The sequence below is a fragment of the Pseudoalteromonas sp. GCY genome, assembly GCF_016695175.1.
In the GTDB taxonomy this organism is placed as follows: Bacteria; Pseudomonadota; Gammaproteobacteria; order Enterobacterales; family Alteromonadaceae; genus Pseudoalteromonas.
In genome coordinates, this window is record NZ_CP068023.1 from 3,694,479 (window position 1) to 3,718,241 (window position 23,763).

Sequence of the window (23,763 nt, forward strand, 5' to 3'; positions counted from 1 at the left end):
CGTTGTGAGGAATTCCTTACCAATAAATATAAACAATATAATCAAAGGGATAATAAATGCGCTATGAGATTGCAGCCATTCGGTTTGATACGGTTAATCGAACGCTGACAAGTAGCACAGACTCCATCAGACTTGAGCCTAAGCCATACTTATTGCTACAAACCTTAATTGCAGCAAATGGTAATGTTGTTTCGCGCGATAAGCTCATTGAAGAAGTGTGGCAAGGTCGCGTGGTCACAGAGAGCGCAATCAATAAAGCCGTGTCGACATTGCGCCAGCATATAAATAAATTAGATGATAAAACTGAGTATATAGAGACTATCCCTACCCTTGGATATCGACTTATTCCCGCTGTCACAAGGCATACTCCGGCTACAATAAATAAGACCAGATCCCGGGTCGCGCCACTTTTGGGTGTTTCACTACTTATTACCAGTGTATGTGCATTTGTTGCCTATCAGCTCATGCAGCCAGCGCAAAATAACGAACCACTCGAGCCCCAAAAATTAACGAGCCAGAGCGGTATCGAACTGCAGTTAAGTAGCGCACCAAAATATAAAAGCTTTAGTTACCTACATCCTACCGACACTCAGCAGTCGGAGTTGTGGCTCAATCACAGCGAGCAACATAGAAAGCTGTTTTCTGGCAACATCAGCGCACAAGCCTTAAGCTCAGACGCCAAACACATCGTGTATATTGACGATGATAATGGCTGTACCGTAAAACAGTTTGATATCACGCAGGCACAGCACATGACGCTATTTTCTTGCCAGCCTATCGAAAACATTAAACTAATATGGGGCGCAAATCCGCACGAAATCATTTATCGAAAACGCACAAATATACATAGTGGATACGGCCTTTACCGTTTCGACTCGAATACAAAACAACATATCCAGCTAACGCTTCCTCCAATCTCAGGAAACCTCAGAGGCGACCATCTATTTAGTTTATCCACAACCAAAGACCAACTCGCCGCCGCACGCTATCTTGGAGAAGATAAGCACGAACTGACGGTGTACGATTACCCAAGCATGTCAGTAAAGAGCACCGTTAAGTTACCTTATAATCTCACAGCACTAACTTGGTCTGCCTGCGGGCAATCTATTTACTTTAGCGCAGGCAGTCGCATTTATCGCGCTGATATAAAATCGAGCAAAGTAGAACTGCTTCACAAGCTCACTGCACCAATCGAAAGCCTAGTATTAAGAGATAGCAATGAGACCCTGCTCTTTAACCAATATAAGTTAACTAGCCTAATTCACCTTTTCGACGCATCGGATCAAACCTTTTCACCACTTGTTGATAATCAGGCATTGAATCGCTTACCTCGCGCAAATCAAATGCCGCGAGTTTGGTATATTTCAGATCATGGCACGCATTCCGCTTTATGGTCTATGGACACTGAAACACAACAACACACTCAAGTTGACTTGCCTCACGTATTTAATTTTCAGCGCTTTCAACTTAACCACGATGCCTCAACAATACTGTATGAGTATCAAGATGCCATTTACCAGTTTGCTATCCACGAACAAAAAACAACACAACTTATAGTTCCTGAGCTTAAACCTTATGTCGCCAATTACAGCCAAGATAACGATGAAATTATTTACAGCAGTGAACGTTCTGGTAGTTGGCAGTTATGGTCTCTAAATCTAATAACAAACCAACATCAGCAGCTTACAACACAAGGTGGCTACAGCGGCTACAAGCTTAATAATGCTTTGTATTTTACCAAATTTACACAACCCGGAATTTGGCAATGGGAAGACGGGCAAGAGTCTGTTGTTGTGACGGATGTGCCGGTGAGAAATTGGCTGAATTGGCGACTTAGAGGTAATTCGCTTTACTATGAAAAAGACAAAAGCATCTGGCGATTTGACCTGAAGACTAAACAAGAAAAGTTGTATTTCACCCCGCCACAACGATTTATTGGACAGTTTGATATATTGCAAAATGGCGATGTGGTTTTTAGTGAGCTGAAGCAACCAAGTGGTGAGCTTTGGCAATTAACCGTGAAAAACTAAAGTACAAAAACAAAAAACCCAGCCGAGGCTGGGTTTTTATTGATTCTTGAAACGAATTACTTGATTTTCGCTTCTTTGAAGATCACGTGTTTACGAACCTTAGGGTCGAACTTTTTGATCTCCATTTTTTCAGGCATGTTACGCTTGTTCTTGTCGGTAGTGTAGAAATAACCAGTACCAGCAGTTGAAACTAAACGGATCTTATCACGCATGATTCAGCTCCTTAAACTTTTTCGCCGCGAGCACGGATATCTACTAATACCGCGTCGATGCCTTTTTTATCGATAATACGCATACCTTTAGTAGTAGTGCGTAGAGAAACGAAACGCTTTTCGCTTTCAACCCAAAAACGGTGTGTTTGTAGGTTAGGTAGGAAGCGACGCTTAGTAGCGTTGCGCGCGTGCGAACGGTGGTTACCAACCACTGGGCGCTTACCTGTAACTTGACAGACTTTAGACATGTCTATGTATCTCCAATAACTTCGCTCGAGCTTAATTTTCCCTTAAAGGCCTTTTAACTGCGTGCCCTAGGTAAAATCAAAGGGCGCTCTTTATACAGTATCTACAGGCAGAGATCAAGGATCTGATCCTACTGAAATCAGCTCATGGGTAAATTTGATAGCGGCCAATTATAATGATCCGAAGCCCACTAGGAAAGTAAAAACTGCATTTAAATTGAACTAATTTATAAAATTTATACAAATATGCTGATTTAACGAGCAAATTTCTTTTTTGGCCCTTTGTAGATGGTGATTTTGACTGTTTAATTTTCGTGCTTATGCGCATATTTGGGCAGCAACACTCCACCAGCCACCTCCCACTTCGAGTAAAAGTTGAGTGACCAAGCTCCATTCCATTTTGCTCAGTTCAAAAGGACAACTTGAGACAGCTAAACCCACCTGATAAAACAGGAACTCAGCTTAAATCAGTCCTCGTTCGGCAAACGAAATACAATGACTTCCGGCGACGATTAAATGATCAAGCACATTAATATCGACCAGTGCTAAGCCTTGCTGCAATTTTTTCGTGATGAGTTTATCCGCTTCGCTGGGCTCTGCCACGCCCGATGGATGGTTATGGGCAAAAATCACAGCTGCACAGTGGTATTTGAGCGCCGCCTTTACTACTTCCCTTGGATAAACCGAGGCTGCATTGATCGTGCCGTGAAACAGCACTTCATCTTTTATCAGGCGATTTTGGTTGTCTAGATACAGCACCATAAACACTTCATGCCCAAGCCCTCGTAGTTGAGCACTCAAATAGTCACGTACCGCAGTGGGGTTTTGAAATACCGTTTCTCTTAAGCACTCTTCTTTTAGATAACGCCGGCTTAACTCCAAAACGGCCTGTAACTGAGTGTATTTAGCAACGCCTAAACCTTTTAACGCTGAAAACTCTTCTAATGAGGCATTAAATAAACGCTGTAAAGTTTGCTGTTCTTGTAACAGGGATTCGGCAAGCTCTATGGCATTCAATCCTTTGATCCCAGTGCGTAAAAAGATAGCCAATAACTCGGCATTCGATAACGCCTCAGGACCTTGTTCTATTAACTTTTCTCTTGGCCGTGCGGATTTGGGTAAGGCTGATATTTGCATCCTACTATTCCTTATCGTTGTATGTCTCCTTGACTAAATTAAGCTTAGCGGGAGATCACGATTATTCAAAAGCAAACACAGACTGTGATATCTTTAGTTTATTGATACTGTGATCGTATAAAATAAACATGCAAAGAAACAAACGCCTCTTACTTGGGATCAGCGGTGGTATCGCTGCTTACAAATGCGCAGAACTCGTTCGCCGCCTAAAAGAACACCAGATAGATATCAAAGTGGTGATGACGGAGTCAGCTAAGCACTTTATCACGCCACTGACAATGCAGGCGGTCTCTGGTGAAATCGTTTCTGACTCTTTGCTTGACCCACAAGCAGAAGCATCAATGGGCCATATCGAATTTGCAAAATGGGCAGATCTAGTACTGGTTGCTCCAGCGACCTCAAATATCCTCGCCAAAATGGCGGCGGGTATTGCGGATGATTTACTGACCACATTACTGCTCGCAACTCCCGCGCCTGTTGCTGTGGCGCCGGCAATGAATCAACAGATGTATGCACATCTATCGACTCAAGCAAACCTCAACACCCTAGCTTCACGCCATGTCCAAATCTGGGGACCCGGTAAAGGCGAGCAAGCCTGCGGAGATGTAGGCGCAGGACGCATGCTTGAACCCCATGAGTTGGTACAACTGTGTTTAGCTGCACTTCGCCCTGCTGAGCAAGTATTAGCAGGAAAAACGGTAACTATCACCGCAGGACCGACACGCGAAGCATTAGATCCGGTGCGTTTTATTACCAACCACAGTTCAGGAAAAATGGGTTTTAGTCTTGCCGAGGCAGCAAAGGCTTTAGGTGCAACCGTAAACCTGATCGCGGGTCCTGTTTCACTGAATACCCCCACTGGAATTACTCGAATTAACGTAGAAAGTGCTGAGCAGATGCAACAAGCCGCACTCGAATATGCCGTACAATCGGATATTTTTATCGGCTGCGCTGCGGTCGCTGATTACCGTGCAGCCACCATTGCCGAGCAAAAAATTAAAAAGCAAGGCGATGAAATCATACTAACACTGGTTAAAAACCCCGATATTATCGCCAGTGTCGCAGCACTAAAACAGTCTCGTCCTTATACCGTTGGCTTTGCAGCTGAGACGCAGAATGTCGCCGAATATGCGCAAGGAAAATTGGTAAATAAAGGGTTGGATATGATCTGTGCGAATGATGTGTCGGATAGCACAGGTGGTTTTAATTCTGATAACAACACATTGACCCTATATTGGAAAAAAGACCGACTTGAACTCCCTCATTCTAGCAAAAAAGAGTTAGCACTTACTGTCATGCAAGCTATTGCCGAAAAGATAAAATAACCTTCATGTAAAAGACTGGAAAGAAACTGAATAAAACATTAACATGATACCCCGATAACGTGTAAACGAGTCGGGGTTTGCACTTCTGCGCATCACTCTCTGTGCTTAATAAACCCGGCAAAAACAATATAACAATTAGAAAAATAAGGGAAATTTCATGCCAGCGACAAAACGTAGTAATCGCAAAGAGCAAATTCTTCAATCACTCGCACAAATGCTGGAAACCAGCCCGGGACAGCGTATTACCACAGCTAAACTCGCTGCTGAAGTCGGGGTTTCAGAAGCTGCGCTTTATCGCCACTTTCCAAGTAAAGCGAGAATGTTTGAGGGGCTTATTGAGTTCATCGAAGATACGTTACTGTCACGCATTAATTTAATCCTAGAAAACGAAAAAGAAACCCGTAACCGGATCTACAACATTCTTACTCTACTCCTAGCCTTTGCAGAGAAAAACCCTGGGATCACACGTATTTTAACGGGTGATGCACTACAAGGTGAGCAAGAACGCTTACGTGAACGAGTACAAAGCTTATTTGAAAAGCTTGAGACACAATTCAAACAAGTATTAAGAGAGCGTAAACTGCGAGAAGGTAAGGCATTCACGAGCGAAGAAAGTGTACTGGCTAACCTATTCTTAGCTTTTGTTGAGGGTAAGATGAATCAGTTTGTCAGAAGTGACTTTAAAGCAAAACCAACCGCGCAATTCGATAAACAGTGGGTTGAGCTTGAGAAAATCTGGCTTTAAACACCTGCGGCTAGCCGCTTAAATACATCCGCACACCGCAGAGCATTTTAGTTTCACTGTTAAAAGTGATAGAAACATCATAAATACATACTAAAATGCTCTAAATATGACTCTAAAACTCTCTCTATTAAGCGCAGCACTTTTTAGTGTAAGCAGCTTAGCAGCTAAACCCAGCCTAGAATTTAAAGACGTTTTTGATTTTCGTTACCCACAGGGTACGGTGATCTCTGAACAAGGCACATTCCTCGGCCTAAGTGCAAAGCCTTACCGTGGTGACAGCGAAGGTCAAGTGTATTCTCTCAATAATAAAGCACTGATTGCATCAGTTCCCCGTGGCACGAATCCAGTTATCAATAAAGGCGCTCAATGGATTGGCTTTACCCAACGCCCTACCCTACTTGAAAAAGAAACTGCAGATAAAAAGAAGAAAAAAACGCTAAAGAACAACTTAGTGTTGGTGAACACCACAACCAAGGCCCTGCAAACCTTTAGCTCAGTTAAAGATTATCAACTTTCAGATGATGGCCTGTGGTTGGTGTACCGTGAGGATTTAAAAAAAGGCGACAACAAGTCAGACGCAAAAGCGAATACAGACGAGCAAACTGATGAACTCAAAATCAATGCAGATAAAGGTGATGACGCCTTAACGCTTGTAGTGCTGAATCTTTCTAACAATGAAAGCACTCGCTATGACGATATCGCAGCATACAAAGTAGCACCAAATAGTAACGCGATACTGGTCAATCAGCGCAGTGAAGACGGCAGTAAAAACCGTGTTGCCGTTATTGACTTAGCAAGCACTCAAATCACAAGTCTTATTGATGAGCCCGGTGTGACTTTAGGAGACATTGCTTGGCAACCCAATTCTCAACATGTCGCTTTTTATTTAGGTAATTATGTCAACGATGACAAACGCCGCCGCGACTACCAACTCAAATTATGGTCTCCAACAAGCAATAAAATTACCGACATCCACAACCCAAGCGGTTGGTTTTCAGGCAAGACAGCATCAATCAAATGGTCTGAAGATGGCTCACGACTGTTTTTTGAAAATCGTCCACAGCTTGAAGAAAAAGCCAAAGTACTCAAATACACAGATGAAAGCTCACTTTTTGATTACGATACCATTCGCCAGCAAAAAGGCTTAAAGGTTTGGCACAATGCCGATCCTGAAATCAAAACTCGAGAAATAAAAACATGGAATGAAAGCCGTCGAGATCAACATTATCAAGCGGTTTATCATATTAATGGCGAGCGTGTAGTACAGCTTGAAAACCTTCAAGTGCCGTCTATTTCACTGCGCACAAACGCAAATTTTGTGCTGGGCAGCGACGATACCCCTTACCTAAAGCAAATTATGTACAAGGGCTTTTATCGCGACTACTATAGCGTTGATATCAGCAGTGGTGATAAACAACTCATTGTTAAAGAAAGTTCAAATCGCCCTACTGTCGCGCCTGATGGTAAACATGCGGCCTATTTCGACGGTGAACAAGTCTGGTTGAAATCACTATCCACTCAACAGCTTACCCCAGTAAGCAAAGCCGTTAAAAATGCACTGTTTGCTGATGATAAACACGATAAGCCAGAACCAAATGAAGGGTTTGGATTTGCTGGTTGGCAGCTCGATGGTTCGACGCTCTACGCCTACAGTAAATATGATATTTGGGCATTTGATACCAAAACGGCAAAAGCAACTCGACTAACTGACGGCTATAAGACCCAAACGCAATACCGCATTGAGTATAAAGACAAGGACAAACTAGGTTTTAACCCGGACGATACCTTACTGTTAAGTGCGCACAACCTCGAAAATAAACAAACGCATATTGCAACGCTTTCCCTACAAGATAACAAGTTGCAAACTGTTTTGTCTGGCGAAGCTAAATATAGCGTAGTGAGAAAAGCCAAAGAGGCGGACACTTATATTTTCACAAGACAGTCTTATCAAGAATTTCCTGATTATTGGGTCTCAGATGGCAGCTTTAATAACCCGACAAAACTCACAGATTTAAACCCACAGCAGCAGACATTTGCTTGGGGCCAAAAACCTGAACTTGTGAAGTACAAAGGCTACGATGGTGAAGATCTTCAAGGCGTGTTAATCAAACCTGCAAATTATAAAGCAGGTGATAAAGTGCCGGTTGTTATCTACTTCTACCGCTATATGAGCCAGCGCATGTATGACTTCCCGAAAATGGAGTTAAATCACAGACCAAACCTGCCAATGTATACCTCTAACGGTTATGCGATATTCTTGCCTGATATTCGTTTTGAAATCGGTCACCCTGGGCGCTCTTCAACACAAACCATGATCAATGCAGCACAGGCGCTTATTGATACAGGTGTTGCGGATCCGGATAAAATTGGCTTACAGGGCCACTCTTGGGCTGGTTACCAAAGTGCATTTATGATCACACAGACGGATATGTTTAAAGCAGTTGTGTCTGGCGCACCAGTATCCAATATGACCTCTGCGTTCAGTGGGATCCGTTTAGAATCTGGCCTTGCAAGACAGTTCCAGTACGAAACAGGCCAAAGCCGTATAGGTAAACCATTAACGGAGGCGCCTGAATTATATATAGAAAATTCTCCAGTGTTTTACGCGGATAAAGTAAACACGCCGATTTTGATCATGTTTGGCGATAACGACGGAGCAGTGCCCTGGCAAGAAGGTATTCAATACTACTTAGCCTTAAGAAGACATGATAAAGACGCCATTTTCTTACAATACGAAGGTGAACCGCACCATCTGAAAAAGCTGCCAAATCAGCTAGATTATTCAATTCGTATGAAAGAATACTTTGATTATCACCTGAAAGGATCACCACCAGCAGAGTGGATTCAATCCGGTGAAGCATTTATCACTGAAGAGTAAGCAACTCCACAGGCATTCATCATCAAGGACACCATCGCGGTGTCCTTTTTTTTGGCAGCATCTTACCCATTCCTTTGTTTTACTTTTATCTAGAAATGTTTTGTTTCAACTTTCATCCGTATAATTTCGTTATAAAAAAACTCATATCTCCATTACATTTGACGGTTTTACAAACGAATCATTGAACTTTCAGTAGATGCGTTGTAAGTTCTATGTTGCAGGAACATTTTCCTACTCTGCTAATAAATAAATAAATAAGGAAATAAGATGAAACTTTCTAACCTATCAGCAACGATCAGGCTATCTCTACTGGCTTGTTCAACGCTGACTGCAGGCGTATCAGGTATCGCCCACGCTGAAGAAACAGATGCCAACGCTACTAATAGCGTAGAACGAATTGAGGTTACTGGTACTCGTATCAAGCGAGCAGCCATGACTGGTGCGAGCCCTGTAACAAGTGTTACGGCCGAAGACATTAAAGTTGCAGGTATTACTAGGGTAGAAGATCTACTCAACGATATGCCTGCAATCTTTGCTGACCAAACTTCAGGCCAAGCAAATGGAGCTACAGGTACCGCAACAGTAAACCTTCGTAACTTAGGCACAGAACGTACATTGGTACTCGTTAATGGACGTCGCTTGCCTTCTGGTTCTCCTGTTGCTGGTGGTATCGGTGCTGACCTTAACCAAATCCCAGCAGCTTTAGTTGATCGTGTCGATGTGTTAACTGGTGGTTCGTCAGCAACATACGGCTCAGACGCTGTTGCTGGTGTTGTAAACTTTATCATGAAAGACGACTTTGAAGGCTTCCAAGTTGAGTATCAAGGTAGTGTTTATCAACATGATAACGACCACAAAGACATGCAACGAGCACTAAAAGATAGAGGCTTCCCGGTACCTGACGGAAGTCAATGGGATGGTGACACCCATGATATCTCTCTGACTTTTGGTGCAAACTCTGCAGATGGCCGTGCTAACATCACAGGTTACGCGACTTGGCGTGATATCGAAGAAGTGACACAGGATAACCGTGACTACAGTGCCTGTGCTATGAATATCGATGCCACAGGTAAACGTGTCTGTGGTGGTTCAGGAACAATTCCTGATGGCCGTATTACCGATTTCGATACCTATGACTACAAAGTAGCTGGTACCGATTTCGTTCCTACGGCTGGCACAGTGTACAACTACGGCCCACTAAACTATTTCCAACGTCCAGACAAACGTAAAACATTTGGTTTACTAGGTCACTATGATTTTAACGACAGCCATACGTTTTATGCTGAGTTTAACTACATGGACAACCGCACAGTAGCTCAGATCGCACCTTCTGGTTCTTTCTTCAACCAAGTTGATATTAGCTGTGATAACCCGCTACTTTCAGCTTCACAAAGAAATACGCTTTGTGGACCTGGTGGTGTTGCAGTTGATGGTGTTGTAGAAGGTGCTTTCATCGGTAAACGTAATGTTGAAGGTGGCCCTCGTCAAGACGATATTCGCCATACCTCAACTCGTTTTGTACTAGGTGTTCGCGGTGAAATCGATGACAACTGGACTTATGATGCGTATATGAACTTTGGTAACGTATCATATGCTCAAACTTACCAAAACGACATGTCTACAACCAGAATCATTCGTTCATTACAAGCAACAACAGATGATGACGGCAACGTGGTATGTAAGTCAGTTGTAGATGGTAGCGATCCAACTTGTATTCCTTGGAATATTTTCGATCCATCGAAAATCACTCAAGAGCAAATCGACTACCTAACTATGCCTCTATTTGCTCGTGGTGACACGAGAACAAAACAAATTAGTGGTTATGTTACTGGTGACCTTACTGAGTACGGCGTTGTAGTACCTGGTACTTCCACTGGTGTGGGCGTGGTATTTGGTCTTGAGCACAGAAAAGAGTCGCTAGACTTCAATCCAGATCAAGGCTTCCAGTCAGGTGACGGTGCAGGCCAAGGTGGTCCAGTTCTTGGTGTAAGTGGTGAGTTTGACGTTAATGAATTCTTTACAGAATTCAACGTGCCTTTAGTTGAAGACTCTGAATTTGCTGATTATATAACATTAGAGTTAGCGTACCGCTATTCTGATTATTCAACAGATAAGACAACCAACACTTATAAAGGTGCGTTTGATATCCGCGTTAATGACCAACTTGGTTTGAGAACAAGCTTCCAACGTGCAGTACGTGCAGGTAACGTGCGTGACCTATTTAGATCTGCTGGACAAGGTTTGTTTAACTGGGAAGATCCATGTGGTGGTGACAACCCAACTCTAACCGTTGAACAGTGTGCTAGAACAGGTCTTGATCCATCTAAATATGGTTCAAACGCACTGATCAACCCAGCAGGTCAATACAACAGTATCACTGGTGGTAACCCAGACCTAGAGCCTGAGAAGTCAGATACTATCTCGTTTGGTATTCTATTATCTCCTGAAGCCATTGAAGGTTTAGATATTGCGATTGACTACTTCGACATTACTGTTGAAGACGCAATTCAAGCAATTCCTGAAGCAACAATCTTCAATCAGTGTGCGATTAATGGTAACGACGAGTTCTGTGGACTGATTAACCGTGGTCCGACAGGTTCTTTATGGCTAGGCCAAGATTCTATCACTGCAATCGATAGAAACATTGGTAGTGTAGATACAAGCGGTATCGATTTTGATGCATCTTACCGTTATAACCTACCTGATGATATGGGTCTTTTACGCTTCAAGCTAATCGGTACATGGCTAGATAAGTTTGCAACGCAAAACTTACCAGGTGGTGATATTGACGATTGTGCTGGTCGTTGGGATAGAGCGGTATGTGAATACCCAGTTCCTGACTTTAAGTCAAACTTCTCAACAACTTGGGTAACACCTTGGGATGCAAACGTTACAGCAACCTATCGTTATGTAAGTGAAGTGAAGGAATTCGCACGAAATGACGACGGTCAAGTAATCGATGGACCAGTTCCAATGACTGCGCGTGACTACGTTGATATTGCAGTAACATGGAATGCTTCTGATAACCTGCAATTCCGCGGTGGTGTAAATAATATCTTTGATAATACTGCTCCACTAGTACCAAATGGTCCTGCAGGCCCAGCAAATGGTAACACTTACCCTGGTTTCTATGATTCTTTGGGTCGCTATATCTTCGCAGGTTTCACATTTAGACTGTAGTCTAAAGCCTGCAAGATTTAGTCGTAATTATCAGCCCCCGCAAGTTTAAAGCTGCGGGGGCTTTTTAGTTTAACGTCACTCACACCACTGCTTAATCATGATGTCTAGAAGGCAAACATCTGTTAACTACTCACCTAACATCAAAACCTTTTTAATAAGGTGAGCTATTTTTGAGGTTAGAAAGTCTTGTCGCTTGCTCCACATCCAGCTAGCAACAAGGCACCTAGTCGTTCTAAAAAGAAGTTGTTAACGCAGCTAGCGTCAGATTTACCCCCTCACATTGAGTGGGTATTAAGGCTATTTGGTATTAAAACATGAGATACCATGCACACAATAATATCTGTCACCGCTAACGTTCATACACCGTAATCACAATTAAATAAATGGAGATAGTAAGGAAAGATAAAGCGTAATTTAAACTTGAGAGAAAGAAAGGTAATTGCTCTAAAAGAGGAGTTTTCAGCGCAACTCGCAACCGTTTCCTCAATTAGAGCAAATAATTAGACTGCTCGTGCTAGTCTAACAAAGCGAAATTTACTGACCGCCCTGAACGCCAACAGTACTCTGCTGTCGGTTAAGCATGTCTTTTGCCGCACGTCGATCATGCTCGATCTGGTCTTTAGTACGACATCTTCGTTTTGTAAACTTACTACCCGTGATGATATCTTGCTTACAGTATAAATCATCTTGATTCTTAGCTATCGTGCTCTCGTTATTGTTTTTTGCCGACTCGGTCGTTGAGTTACAACCCGACAGAAGCACCAATAGGACAACACAAACTCCTGCGATTTTCATAGCAAATCCTTTATTATTAATAATACAAAGTACCTAAGTACACTTAAGAACGGAGTGTTCGAACTTTAGTCTAATCAACATTACAAAGAAAAGCAATTGCACCGATTTTCACAACACAATTGACTAATTTGATTCTAAAAATTCAAGTAAGTCTCGCTCAGGCATCGGTTTTGCTAATAAAAATCCCTGTACCTCATCGCAGCCGAGTTTTTGTAACACCGCCATTTGCTCTTCTGTCTCAACGCCTTCAGCAATCGTTTTTAGACCAAGATGTTGACCTAAAGAAATCACAAGATCGGCAATTGCACCGCTGTCATCGTGAGGGATATCTTTGATAAACGCACGGTCGATTTTAAGCCGTGCTAAAGGTAGTTTTTGCAAATAGCTCAAAGAAGAAAATCCAGTACCAAAATCATCAATTGCAACCTCAACACCAAATTCTTGTAACTCTTGGAGTGTATTGATCACCGAATTTACCTCATCCATGACCACACTTTCTGTCACTTCGAGCTCAATATGCTTTGGCTCCACATTAAACGACAAAATAGTGTCTTTAACCTGCTGTGCATAGTTTGGCACCTTAAACTGCGGTACAGAAACATTCACAGCAATACTAAGATCACCAAACCCCTGCTGTTGCAAAGTTGCCTGCAACTGACAGGCTTGTTCTAATACCCATTGGCCAATTTCGACAATAAGCCCTGCATTTTCCGCAAGCGGAACAAAAATCGCAGGGGAAATATAATTCCCGTTTCCAGAAGGCCAACGCAACAAAGCCTCACAGCCAATCACCTTGCGATCAGCAATAGAAAACTGAGGCTGATACCAGACCTCGAGTTTTTTCATCTCAAAATCTTGCCTGAGCTGTCTTATTAACCCCAGCTTCCAAGCCATTTTTTCTTCTAAATCTGGGGTATACCAATCCAGTGGAATACTCGACTGTTTTGCTTGGTTAAGCGCAATATACGCAAGTTTTAAAGTTTCTATTCCTTGCGGTTGAAAGTCTTCTTGACGGCACACTCCAATATGAAAGTGCATAGTCAACAAATGCTCCCCGACATGGTAGGGCACGCACAAGTTATCAATAAAAGACTCTTCATCAAACTGCGACTCTGGCATTAAAAAGCCAAACACATCCGCGCCAATTCGTGAAATCAACTGGGCTTCAGGAAATTCAATACTAATTCGCTCAGCAACCCCTAATAACAACAAGTTCCCAACTTCTTGGCCTAAACCGTTATTGATGTCAGAAAATTGAGCAATATCAACAAGAATAAAAACGAGCGACTGCTGCTGGTTAAAGTAAGACTCTATTTTCTCAATAAAATTAGCGCGATTAGGCAGTTTGGTGAGATTATCTTTGTAAGCAACCTCACGTAATTCATTGAATAGCTTAATATTATCAAGACCAACACCAACGTTCGTCAGGAATATCTCAGCAAACTTCAATTGCGCTTCCGATGGCTCAGCCTCTAGCTCTAAATAAATGGCTGCCTTTTTGTTTTTGCTTTCAAGTAAGAAGGTAATGTCATGCGCGGTAGATTGGTGGGATTCGGTATCAATACAGTTTTGCACTTGCATGATGACACGACCATTATCAAGTTGCTCTATACCATGGCCAAAGAATTCACGGTACTGCTCACTACCGCCAAACACCCTTAAATGCGTATCATCGTCTAGGTAGCCACTCACTAAGCCTTCGCCTGACGCATCTAAAATATTTGCCAATTGGGCAATGACCGCTGCTGCAAAGGAGCCCATATCGGTATGGCCAAGTATGGCGCGAGAAGCTGAAAGGATCTGCTCTAGTGCATGGCTTTGCGCTTCGAGCTCACAAATTTGTTGATAAGAACGGATAGCGGTAAGTAAAGAAGTAACCAGTTTGCTGCGGGTGAGCTCAGTCTTCATTTTATAATCGTTAATGTCGAACTCACGAATGATCTTTTCTTCCGGTGCATATCCGGGTTGACCTGTACGCATAATAATACGTACTGCCATATTTTTGATCTCTTCGCGCACTCGACGGACGACATTTAGACCTGCGTCGTCGGTTTCCATCACCACATCAAGTAAAAGGATACTGATATTATTTTGTTCTTTTAAAATCTCAATGGCTTCTTTGCCAGAATAGGCGTGAAAAAACCTGAGCTTTTTGCCCCAAAACTCTAAATTAGACAGCGCAAGTTTAGTAACAGAATGGATCTCAGGATCATCATCAACGACTAAGACATCCCAAAAAGCACTTGTCGTTTCTTCTTCTTGAGTAACTTCTTCGTGCTCTGCAAACAAATAATCTTCTTGCTCAGGTGCCATGTTTTACCCTTTAAATCCGCACTACTCTTTAATTATAGGCACTGATTCACTCCAGTGTTTACCATCTTACAAAATATGGTACATTTTTACTATTACAGTTCTGTTTGATTAACATACATGAAATATTATAGTCGAGCATAGAACAAAATAGATGATTTAGCATACTTTTTACCAAAGAGGATTCTGTATCAAACGTTTATCTACTCCTATTAGAATGCTGATGATTTTGGCACTTGTCATTGTGATTGCTGGTTTAGCGATGCCACACCATTATAAAATGGTAAAAAGCACCGATATTTCTGCAAATAACACAACACTCTCTCCATTGGTGTTATCCCATTGGCCAGCATTATTTAATTGGCAAACAACTGAAGACATCCATTTTCGTATTTTGCCAAAAAAGCAACGAGTGGGCGGCTCAGCAGTATTAGTGCATCCTTGGGGAGAAGCTGAAATGACCATCACCAAAATCAACGAACAGAGTTTAGAGCTGTCATTACATGTAGACGATGAACATTTAGCCAAAATTAGCCTTAATTTGTTGACCGTTCAGGCCGATAAAAAACTGACCATCACGATTGAAGGAAGAGCCAATACGCCCTTTATTGGCAGCTTTATCGCACTTTTTATGCAGCAGTATTTACAGCAACTAACTAACTCTGCAGTGAACCATATGCACACACTGTATAAACTACGAGCTTGATATGGCAGTCAAAAATGCACAAGTAAAGTCAGCCTTAGCGCTTTCGATTGAAGAAAAGCTCGGCTACCCTATGGTGAAACGGATCACACCGCTTGTCACTCAAAATGACCGTTATCAGTCTGATAAAAATAAAGACAACCAATACACGGTGCGAACTCAACATGGCACACTAAAACGCGCTCTAAAGCGCCAACAATTAATCAAAATCCAGCGCCAGCAAAATCTTGAGGCCATTATGGGCATGGCGCTTACATTATGCCCCGAGGTTACCGCCCGAGGTCGCCCTGATCCCGATTGGTTGGAGCACTTCATCACCCTTGCAGAAGACATTGCCAACCACTCTATGCAAAAGTTGTGGGCAAAGATATTAGTGGGTGAAAGTATTACACCCGGTACTTTTTCAATTAAAAGTCTGCAAACCCTAAAGATGATGACCCAACGTGAAGCAACCGCTTTACAAAGATGTGCACCATTGTGTGGCTACTTAGAAAAAGAAGACAGCTACCTTATTCTTCATGGATACTATAAAAAGCCGTCTATTTTTGATTTGCTACGTAAAGGCAGTACTGAATCCATCAACTTAAGCCAAGCTGGGCTGAACTTCCCAAATATACTTACGCTGATGGATATTAATATCCTTTATCGGCAAGAAATTGAGTCCGCATCGCTACAAAAAGGACAGTCAATGCAGCTGGTGTATTTACGTAAAAAAATGACCTTAACGGCCAAATCCAATGATTTGGTACTGAGCTATTACAAGTTGACACAAACCGGAGACGAGCTAAAAAAATTACTCCAAAGCCCAATCAATAAACAATACAAGCAACTTGTAGAAAAGGCCTTTGAAAGCGAATTTTCTCTCGAGTGGGAAGAGAGATAAAGAAGCTGTTCTATTTATTCAACACAAACAAAAACGGCTTGGTCGATCACTCGTACCAAGCCGCTAAAGGAGTAAACTAGACTATCTTAGAAGTGTAGTTGGATCCCTGCAAATGGACCTGAGACATCCAAATCAGTGTAGATATCGTCAATATCATCTAGCTCAAGTACCATAGAGCGGTAACCCACTTTTACCGCGACATCAACAGCCATATTGTCGATAAACTCATAAGCGATACCAATTTGATAATCTTGAATTTTGCTGTCATCAATTGCCAGCATGCTGCCTTCGGCAAAAACGCTAAGTCCAGTAAACGGTAAGCCAACTTCACCACGTAAGTAACCTAGAGGAACAAAGCCAGAGAATTCAACTTCTTCTGTGCGAGTTTGACCATTTGCAGTACCAGTTACCATAATAGAACCGTCAAACTGCTTAAAGTTCACACCAAAGTCTAACGTCAACAAGTCATTGTCTAGCACTTCGTAATACAATGTGTAGTCGATGTGGTTTAGATCTGCGTTTGTTGTCGCGTCAGTACCTACTGTATAAACTTGGCCGCCAAAGTCAAAAGACTCTGTTAACGTCGTTTGACCATTTAACTCAAGCTCGGTATAGCGTAACTTGATATTTGGTACTAGCGGCACTGGGTGCTCAAGTGCAGCATAAAAACTCGTAAAAGTTTCATCGTCAAAGTTAAAGGTTTGCATATTGCCTTTTTCAGCAAAGCTACCTTCGCTTTCGGTATCCCACCCTTCTGCACCGACATAAAGCCCGAGTACCGTATCTGCATGTGCAGCTGGTGCTAAGCAAGCGAGAGATAATGCCGCTGCTAAAAAGTGTTTTTTCATGATGTTATCCTTGCGCTAAAAGTTCACTAAGTTCGATGAGAGCCGCATTGGCTCGCGAAATATAATTTGCCATAACCAGAGAATGGTTCGCTACCAAGCCAAAGCCACTGCCGTTTAACACCATAGGGCTCCACACTGTCTCTTGAGTCGCCTCTAACTCTCTGATGATCTGCTGTAGGCTGACAAGTGCATTTTTCTTTTCAAGCACTGGTCTAAAGTCATGCTCTACCGCTTTCATATAGTGCAGTAACGCCCATGTGGCACCTCTGGCTTCATAAAATACATCATCAATCTGCCACCAAGAGGTTTTCACCATATTATGGCTTGGCGTCATGGTTGCTTGATCGGCTGCCGAATCCCCAGCTAAATCGGTATTTAATCTGTCTTGCCCTACGCTCGCACTTAATCTTTGGCTTAAGCTGCCCATGCGCTTTTCGGCCTCTTTTAGCCAAGCTCTCAAGTTATCAGCACGCGCATAAAACTGACTGTCGCGGTTACTGTTATCAGAAATTTGAGTCAAATACTGACGTAGTAAGTCATTACCTTTTTGATACTCACCCTCAGCACTTGGCCACATCCACGCTGTTGAACTGATATTAAACTGTGGTTGGGCTAGTTTTAAACTCGGGTGTTCAGTCGATTGAGATTGTGAACGACTAAAATCTTTACGCATCGAAAGCGTAAGATCTCGTGTCATCTCAAGCACGCCGTATTCCCAAGCAGGCATGTTATCCATCATTACGCTAGGTGGCATCATGTCGTTCGACAAGTAACCACCCGGCTTATTCAAAAGCGTATCTGTCACTTTAATCAAGGTATGTGTCGTCACGTACCCAGTGACCAATGTATTGCCATTTTTCTGCGCATCCGCTTTTGCAGCCGCGACGACGTCAAACTGTTCTGGTTCCACACTCCAATACACGGCTATAACATAACCCAGAAGTATGACAGCGATAATGCCAGAGATGATTTTTCCCGTATGATTTCCCATTTAATACCTCACTGTTTTTAGTGATGAGAGTGATGTCCTGCGTTTGATTTTTCTTTGCCACCAAACATGTCTGCAAGTGCGACGACTTCCGCCATGGTGAAGATCCTATCGCCATCAGCAAAATATAGCGTAAGCTTACGCTTCTCACCGACTTTTAATGTTTCTACTGGTTCAAACACCATTAAGTGATAACCACCAGGCTGAAATGTCACTGACTTACCAGCGGGAATAGCGAGCTCGTCAACACGTTGCATTCTCATCATATCTTCTTTATGAACGTGTTCGTGAATTTCAACCCGCTTAACGCCTTCAAGCGCTGCCTTAACCAGCACTTTATTTTGCTGCGTTGGATTTTCAATAACGAGATAACCTGCAGTTGAAGGTGCTGCTGGTAAAAAAGTACGCACGGTTGCGTTGTGAACAGAAAGTTGCTCCGAACCATGATGATGTTCACCATGCTCATGCCCTTGATGAGCTGAAGCGTTAAAGCCGATAAAAGTTGATAAAGCAAAAATTAAGGTTTTGATTACACTTGATTTCATGTTGGCTTTCCTTGGATTTATAACTGCAAATAACTATATCACAGATCCCAATTTAGCGTGTTTTTTATCTCCTACCGCCAACAAAAACCCACTGCTCACACTTTTGCTTGAGCAGATTTGTCTACCACTAACCACACAATTGCAATAATACAGATGAGTGGAAATAGCACAATCAGCGAATTAAATAGCAATGTCATTACTAGCCCAATGAACACAATAAGGAGCAACCCTAAAACACCCGCGCTCAAGAGTGCTCCTAGCACCACCAGCGCTACAATTGCAAATAGCAACGTGAGTATTTCAAAGCCAAACCAACCTAGGTCGAATCCCATATCGAGTTGCAGATCGCTGATGTCTAACCATACCAGTGGCAGCGACACCCAAGATAGCGCCAATAAAAATACCAGCGCTAATAATATACCGGCCACGACTTTCATAGTGCCTACCTCATCGCCGTTACTTAGTTTTCGTATTGCGCTTTTGGCATTGCAAACCAAGCGACGCCATACGCCAATAACACCAACATTGGAAACTTAAAAAACAGCAATACCGTTAGTAAACGCGTTAACCAAATTGGCATATCAAAACGTTGTGCTAGTTGCGCACATACGCCACCAATTTTCTTTGAACTATTCATTTGAGACAGTGTTGATTGATATCTGCTTTTCATCTTTATCCCCTTTCGTCTTGATTGCTCAGTCGTTGCTTTGGGCGAGCCTAGCTCGCCATTTTTTGCTTCAGTTGGGCTAATTCATCGTCGATTTGTTGTTGCTTTTGCTCATCTTCAAAGCGCTGCCATACATCAGGTTGCCCTAAGTCATAGGATTCGACTTCGGCTTCAAGACGCGCCACCTTACGTTCTAACTCGTCGAACTTGCGCGTTGCGGAGCGCATGTCATCGCTATTAAGCGTTTGTTTGATGGTTAACCTTGCCTTACCAGTTTCCAAGCGGCGCAACATGGCCTTTTCTTTTGCCTTTAATTGCTGAATTTTGCTTTGCAACTTGTCCGCATCTGCGCTGAGTTTTTCAAGTGCAGGCGCAAGATCATCAATTTTTTGCTGTGCTTCTTGTGCTTTTTCGGTTTCTTGCTGCTTTTGCTCAAGGGCTGAGCGGGCAAGATCTTCACGACCTTTTTCAAGGGCATGTTCGGCTTTGCTTTGCCACGTTGTCGCAGCTTTATTTGCTTGCTCAACTTGACGCTGTGCTACTTTTTGTTGGCAAATAAGCTCAGCTGCCGTTGCACGACAATCAGATAGTGCTTCTTCTAAATCACGCACTAACTGAGTTGCCATTTTTTGTGGGTCTTCGGCTTTGTCTAATAAAGCGTTAAGTTCTGCTTTGATAAGATCTTCAATTCTGTTGATGATGGTCATTGTTCGGCTCCTTTTATAATATAGTTAGACTATTCCAAGAGCCGTGCCAAAAATAAAAACAAAATTAAATCATTGAGTTAAGGTTTTTTGAAAAGAAAAATAGATTTATTGAGAGACATTAAATAGTGAAAAAGACGATAAAATCGTCTTTTTCACACACGGGATTGAGCTAACATATTTTACGCTTCAGGTACAAAAGACAGCGCCTTTTCCATCACCTCAATGCCAGCCTCTTTTTTATGGCCATTTTCTGATAAATGACGACGGAACCCTCTCGCACCGGGCTGATTTTGAAAAATACCCAACATGTGACGCGCAATATGCCAAAAGTTTGCACCATTCGACATTTCACTTTCAAAGTAGTCATACATGCTTCTTACGACTTGATGGCGAGTTTGCGTAAACGCAGCTTCGCCATACAGCAGCTCATCAACCTGCGACAACATAAACGGGTTGCTGTAGGCTTCGCGGCCAACCATGACGCCGTCAAGGTGAGCCAAATGATGCTGACATTCCTCAAGAGTTTTAACACCACCATTAATACTGATATGCAGATCTGGATAGTCTTTCTTTAATTGATACACACGGGGATAATCAAGTGGTGGGATCTCACGGTTTTCTTTCGGGCTTAACCCTTGCAACCATGCTTTACGGGCATGAATGATAAAGTCATCACAGCCCACCGCCTGCGAGGCTTCAATCAACGCCGTAAGAAACTCATAGGAATCTTGTTCATCAATACCAATGCGCGTTTTTACCGTTACCGGAATATTCACTTGTGCCTTCATCGCCGCCACACAATCAGCAACGAGCTGAGGCTCAGCCATTAAACACGCACCAAAGCGACCATTTTGCACACGATCTGACGGGCAACCCACGTTTAGGTTTACCTCACTGTAGCCATATTCCTCAGCACGCTTAGCACACTCTGCCAGCGCCTTAGGATCAGAACCACCCAACTGCAATGCCACAGGCAACTCATGCGCACCAAATGCTAAATAATCCCCTTTACCAAAAATAATCGCACCTGTGGTGATCATTTCTGTATAAAGCACCGCATGTTTAGTCAGCTTGCGGTGAAAGGTTCTGCAATGGCGATCCGTCCAATCCAGCATGGGTGCAACGCTAAAGCGGCGAAAGGCTGAATCACTTGTATTTTCTGGCTTAGCGCCTGATTTAACTGAACTTTGCATAGTACCTCTAGTGCTCTGGATCGCCTTGAAATTCCATAAAATTCGGTATACAGTCACCCTCATGTCACCCCTCACGGGTAGGACAGATCAATAACTTATAAGGAATTCCTGTGGCTGGTTTTAGAATCGAAAAACGCAAGCTTAGCTCTGGCGAACTCCGCTATAAATGTATAGTTCGCGAGAAAAGCCAAGGCAAGATTATACACAATGAAAGCAAAACATTCAGCACAAAAGCACTTGCCGATACATGGGGCAAAAAGCGTGTACATGAACTTGAAACCGAAAGGGTGACTGAAAAGAAACGCACAGTCACCCTAGGCACCCTACTCAATATGTACTTTGAAGATCACGACTTGTGGAATAGAACAGGTCGCACTAAGCAGTACGTTATTAAAATGCTGATGGATTGTGATATAGCTAAAATCCAATCTAATGCACTTAAAGTAAGTGATGTCATAGAGCATTGCAGAAACCGCCGCGATGCTGGCGCAAGCCCTTCAACTATTTATCATGATGTTGCTTATCTGCGCTCGGTGATGAAGGTGGCCTATCCCGTTTGGAACATAGACGCCAACTATAAAATATTTGAAGATGCCGTACCGGTGTTAATTGATATGGGGCTGGTTGGCAAAAGCCAAAAGCGCACCCGCCGCCCAACAAGTGATGAACTCGAACGACTACGTGAAGGACTACAAAAGCGTATGGAGTACCGCCCGAACGGCACCAAGCGCATTCCTTACCTTGATATTTTAGACTTTAGCCTGCTGACCTGTATGCGAATTGGTGAGGTATGCAAAATCACTTGGGATGACCTAAACACCCAGCATAAAACGGTGATGGTCAGAGATAGAAAAGACCCCCGCAAAAAAGCAGGTAATCACATGATAGTGCCGCTACTTGGTGGCTCGTTTGATATTGCACAGCGCCAACCAAAAATAGATGAGCGAATATTTCCCCACAACCCACGCAGCGTAACCGCAGGATTTCAGCGGGTACGTAATGAGTTAGGGATTGAAGATCTGCGCTATCACGACCTGCGCCGCGAGGGAGCAAGTCGACTATTTGAAAAGGGCTATACGATTGAAGAAGTCGCCCAAGTTACTGGGCATCGGAATTTAAATATTCTTTGGCAGGTTTATACGCAGTTGTTTCCGCATAAGTTGCATTCAAAAAGTCTTTGAATATATTAAAGTAGTGGATATAGAAACCATTAATAATTAGTTTTTTCACGATTGAACCCATAAGTGCAGTGTTCCTGCACTTATCTTAACTTTTAAAATTAATCCAACTTTCATTTGTTAACTGAGTTTACGTACCACAGAGTCAATAGCCTCCAACGCTTGATCCCTGTAATCTTTCTTTACCTGTACTCTTCTACCTGCCACTGTTAGCTTACCTACAGGCATCGAAGAGAAAGGACAGCCTCTAGCAAAGGCTACAACTCCTGTCGTTCCAAAATCACGAACACTTGCCATAGCTCTTGATGGATCCTTGAAAGTAAAGGAAGTTGGATATTGTTTTACTAAATCCCTTAGGTCTGCATCCATTCCTAGCAACACAGCTTTGTAAGCAGAAGCATCCCCCATATACTGAGTAATTCGATTTTTAATTAGCAGATGAATTTTTGGCAGCGAGCGATCAGCATCTCCCAACTTTTTTGCAAATGTATAGTTTTTATAAACCTCTGAAGGCAAGCGAAGTCCGTAAATGAGCGAAAAAGCATTCTGAATTGCTCTTCTAGAGGAGTCATCAGCCATAACTGGCAAGATCACTCTATCAGAAGCTGCAAGTGCAATTTGGGTATACATAGAAAAGCTGGGATTGGTATCTATGAACACATAATCATGATCCAATTTGCTCAGTAGATCTTTTAGCCAATCAATTATTGCAATCCACGCATTTATGCCGGGAATATCATTATTAGCCAACGTATTCATTGCTATTGCTTGCAACTCAAGTAATGGGTCTCCACATACCAACTCTAGATTACGAGGTATAGTATCATTATCCACACTAGGGGTTGTTATAAAATCATTAGCATTAAAGTTAGGCACTGAGAATGGAGAACCTAGTCGATAATCAAAATATCCACCAATACTACAGCGTGGTATTTTGGCCTGATTGGCTAGTAGAGCACTACTGCCATTGCTTTCTTGGCCTCCTAGCAGTAACTCAGACATATTTGCCTGAGGACACATATCGATAACAAGTATCTTTTTGTCAGGATTAAGTTCTGCAAATCGAGTAACACACTGAAATGCAAGACTCGTTTTCCCTGTTCCACCTTTGTTGTTCCAAATTGAGTAAACCAGCATAATAAGCCTCCCTTATGTCCAAATTAAACAATAGCACGTACAAAAAGAACATCAATG

Annotated in this window: 21 protein-coding genes; 8 read left to right on the plus strand and 13 right to left on the minus strand. The window is 42.7% G+C overall.

Annotation, left to right across the window (positions count from 1 at the left end; translation table 11 throughout):
• The first annotated feature begins 56 nt into the window (after positions 1-56).
• On the plus strand, positions 57-2,030 hold the full coding sequence (locus JJQ94_RS21955; RefSeq protein WP_099030768.1) for a winged helix-turn-helix domain-containing protein: 1,974 nt from the start codon (positions 57-59) through the stop codon (positions 2,028-2,030).
• Between the two features lie 56 nt (positions 2,031-2,086).
• Here JJQ94_RS21955 and rpmG read toward each other — a convergent pair whose 3' ends face one another.
• The 3 genes from rpmG to radC form a co-directional block, all read right to left on the minus strand.
• Positions 2,087-2,242 carry a 50S ribosomal protein L33 gene (gene rpmG / locus JJQ94_RS21960; protein ID WP_010364212.1) on the minus strand — a complete coding sequence of 52 codons (156 nt, stop codon included), beginning with the start codon at positions 2,240-2,242 and terminating at the stop codon, positions 2,087-2,089.
• Positions 2,243-2,253: 11 nt separating this feature from the next.
• Complete coding sequence (gene rpmB, locus JJQ94_RS21965; protein ID WP_010376746.1) at positions 2,254-2,490, minus strand: 50S ribosomal protein L28; 237 nt, start codon at positions 2,488-2,490, stop codon at positions 2,254-2,256.
• A gap of 459 nt (positions 2,491-2,949) precedes the next feature.
• Entirely contained in the window at positions 2,950-3,624 is a 675-nt protein-coding gene (gene radC / locus JJQ94_RS21970; RefSeq protein WP_010605891.1) for a RadC family protein, read from the minus strand.
• Positions 3,625-3,752: 128 nt separating this feature from the next.
• Between radC and coaBC the strand changes: the two genes are divergently transcribed.
• The 4 genes from coaBC (at position 3,753) to JJQ94_RS21990 (ending at position 11,752) form a co-directional block, all read left to right on the plus strand.
• Complete coding sequence (coaBC, locus tag JJQ94_RS21975; RefSeq protein ID WP_099030767.1) at positions 3,753-4,949, plus strand: bifunctional phosphopantothenoylcysteine decarboxylase/phosphopantothenate--cysteine ligase CoaBC; 1,197 nt, start codon at positions 3,753-3,755, stop codon at positions 4,947-4,949.
• Positions 4,950-5,106: 157 nt separating this feature from the next.
• On the plus strand, positions 5,107-5,694 hold the full coding sequence (gene slmA, locus JJQ94_RS21980; RefSeq protein ID WP_010376740.1) for a nucleoid occlusion factor SlmA: 588 nt from the start codon (positions 5,107-5,109) through the stop codon (positions 5,692-5,694).
• 106 nt (positions 5,695-5,800) lie between these two features.
• The gene (locus JJQ94_RS21985; protein WP_099030766.1) at positions 5,801-8,572 is read left to right on the plus strand and encodes a S9 family peptidase; all 2,772 of its coding nucleotides are present in this window, start codon (positions 5,801-5,803) and stop codon (positions 8,570-8,572) included.
• Between the two features lie 267 nt (positions 8,573-8,839).
• Complete coding sequence (locus JJQ94_RS21990; protein WP_099030765.1) at positions 8,840-11,752, plus strand: TonB-dependent receptor plug domain-containing protein; 2,913 nt, start codon at positions 8,840-8,842, stop codon at positions 11,750-11,752.
• A gap of 534 nt (positions 11,753-12,286) precedes the next feature.
• On the opposite strand, the gene JJQ94_RS21995 is transcribed toward JJQ94_RS21990, so the two are convergent.
• Positions 12,287-12,547, minus strand: a complete 261-nt coding sequence (locus tag JJQ94_RS21995) for a hypothetical protein (RefSeq protein ID WP_069020010.1) — start codon at positions 12,545-12,547, stop codon at positions 12,287-12,289.
• Positions 12,548-12,670: 123 nt separating this feature from the next.
• A complete protein-coding gene (locus tag JJQ94_RS22000; RefSeq protein WP_099030764.1) occupies positions 12,671-14,860 on the minus strand; it encodes a bifunctional diguanylate cyclase/phosphodiesterase in 2,190 nt (729 codons plus the stop codon).
• 220 nt (positions 14,861-15,080) lie between these two features.
• Between JJQ94_RS22000 and JJQ94_RS22005 the strand changes: the two genes are divergently transcribed.
• Both JJQ94_RS22005 and JJQ94_RS22010 read left to right on the plus strand, forming a co-directional pair.
• The gene (locus JJQ94_RS22005; protein WP_099030763.1) at positions 15,081-15,563 is read left to right on the plus strand and encodes a hypothetical protein; all 483 of its coding nucleotides are present in this window, start codon (positions 15,081-15,083) and stop codon (positions 15,561-15,563) included.
• Between the two features lies 1 nt (position 15,564).
• Entirely contained in the window at positions 15,565-16,443 is an 879-nt protein-coding gene (locus JJQ94_RS22010; RefSeq protein ID WP_010376727.1) for a TIGR03899 family protein, read from the plus strand.
• Positions 16,444-16,529: 86 nt separating this feature from the next.
• On the opposite strand, the gene JJQ94_RS22015 is transcribed toward JJQ94_RS22010, so the two are convergent.
• The 7 genes from JJQ94_RS22015 to dusA all read right to left on the minus strand — a co-directional run bounded on the left by JJQ94_RS22015 (position 16,530) and on the right by dusA (position 21,391).
• Positions 16,530-17,291, minus strand: a complete 762-nt coding sequence (locus JJQ94_RS22015; RefSeq protein WP_099030762.1) for a TIGR04219 family outer membrane beta-barrel protein — start codon at positions 17,289-17,291, stop codon at positions 16,530-16,532.
• Positions 17,292-17,295: 4 nt separating this feature from the next.
• The gene (locus JJQ94_RS22020) at positions 17,296-18,282 is read right to left on the minus strand and encodes a DUF2333 family protein (RefSeq protein WP_010376722.1); all 987 of its coding nucleotides are present in this window, start codon (positions 18,280-18,282) and stop codon (positions 17,296-17,298) included.
• A 17-nt stretch (positions 18,283-18,299) separates the two neighbouring features.
• Entirely contained in the window at positions 18,300-18,824 is a 525-nt protein-coding gene (locus JJQ94_RS22025; RefSeq protein WP_099030761.1) for a copper chaperone PCu(A)C, read from the minus strand.
• A gap of 95 nt (positions 18,825-18,919) precedes the next feature.
• A complete protein-coding gene (locus JJQ94_RS22030) occupies positions 18,920-19,261 on the minus strand; it encodes a hypothetical protein (RefSeq protein ID WP_099030760.1) in 342 nt (113 codons plus the stop codon).
• Positions 19,262-19,284: 23 nt separating this feature from the next.
• On the minus strand, positions 19,285-19,494 hold the full coding sequence (locus JJQ94_RS22035) for a PspC domain-containing protein (RefSeq protein WP_099030759.1): 210 nt from the start codon (positions 19,492-19,494) through the stop codon (positions 19,285-19,287).
• A 47-nt stretch (positions 19,495-19,541) separates the two neighbouring features.
• Positions 19,542-20,198: a PspA/IM30 family protein gene (locus JJQ94_RS22040; protein ID WP_099030758.1), complete on the minus strand. Its 657-nt coding sequence runs from the start codon at positions 20,196-20,198 to the stop codon at positions 19,542-19,544.
• Between the two features lie 179 nt (positions 20,199-20,377).
• Positions 20,378-21,391: a tRNA dihydrouridine(20/20a) synthase DusA gene (gene dusA, locus JJQ94_RS22045; RefSeq protein WP_099030757.1), complete on the minus strand. Its 1,014-nt coding sequence runs from the start codon at positions 21,389-21,391 to the stop codon at positions 20,378-20,380.
• A 110-nt stretch (positions 21,392-21,501) separates the two neighbouring features.
• Here dusA and JJQ94_RS22050 point away from each other — a divergent pair, with 110 nt between their 5' ends.
• Positions 21,502-22,572: a site-specific integrase gene (locus JJQ94_RS22050; protein ID WP_099030756.1), complete on the plus strand. Its 1,071-nt coding sequence runs from the start codon at positions 21,502-21,504 to the stop codon at positions 22,570-22,572.
• A gap of 117 nt (positions 22,573-22,689) precedes the next feature.
• Here the strand turns inward: JJQ94_RS22050 and JJQ94_RS22055 are convergent, their stop codons facing one another.
• Positions 22,690-23,706, minus strand: coding sequence for a ParA family protein (locus JJQ94_RS22055; RefSeq protein ID WP_099030755.1), 1,017 nt, complete (start codon positions 23,704-23,706; stop codon positions 22,690-22,692).
• Between the last annotated feature and the right edge of the window lie 57 nt (positions 23,707-23,763).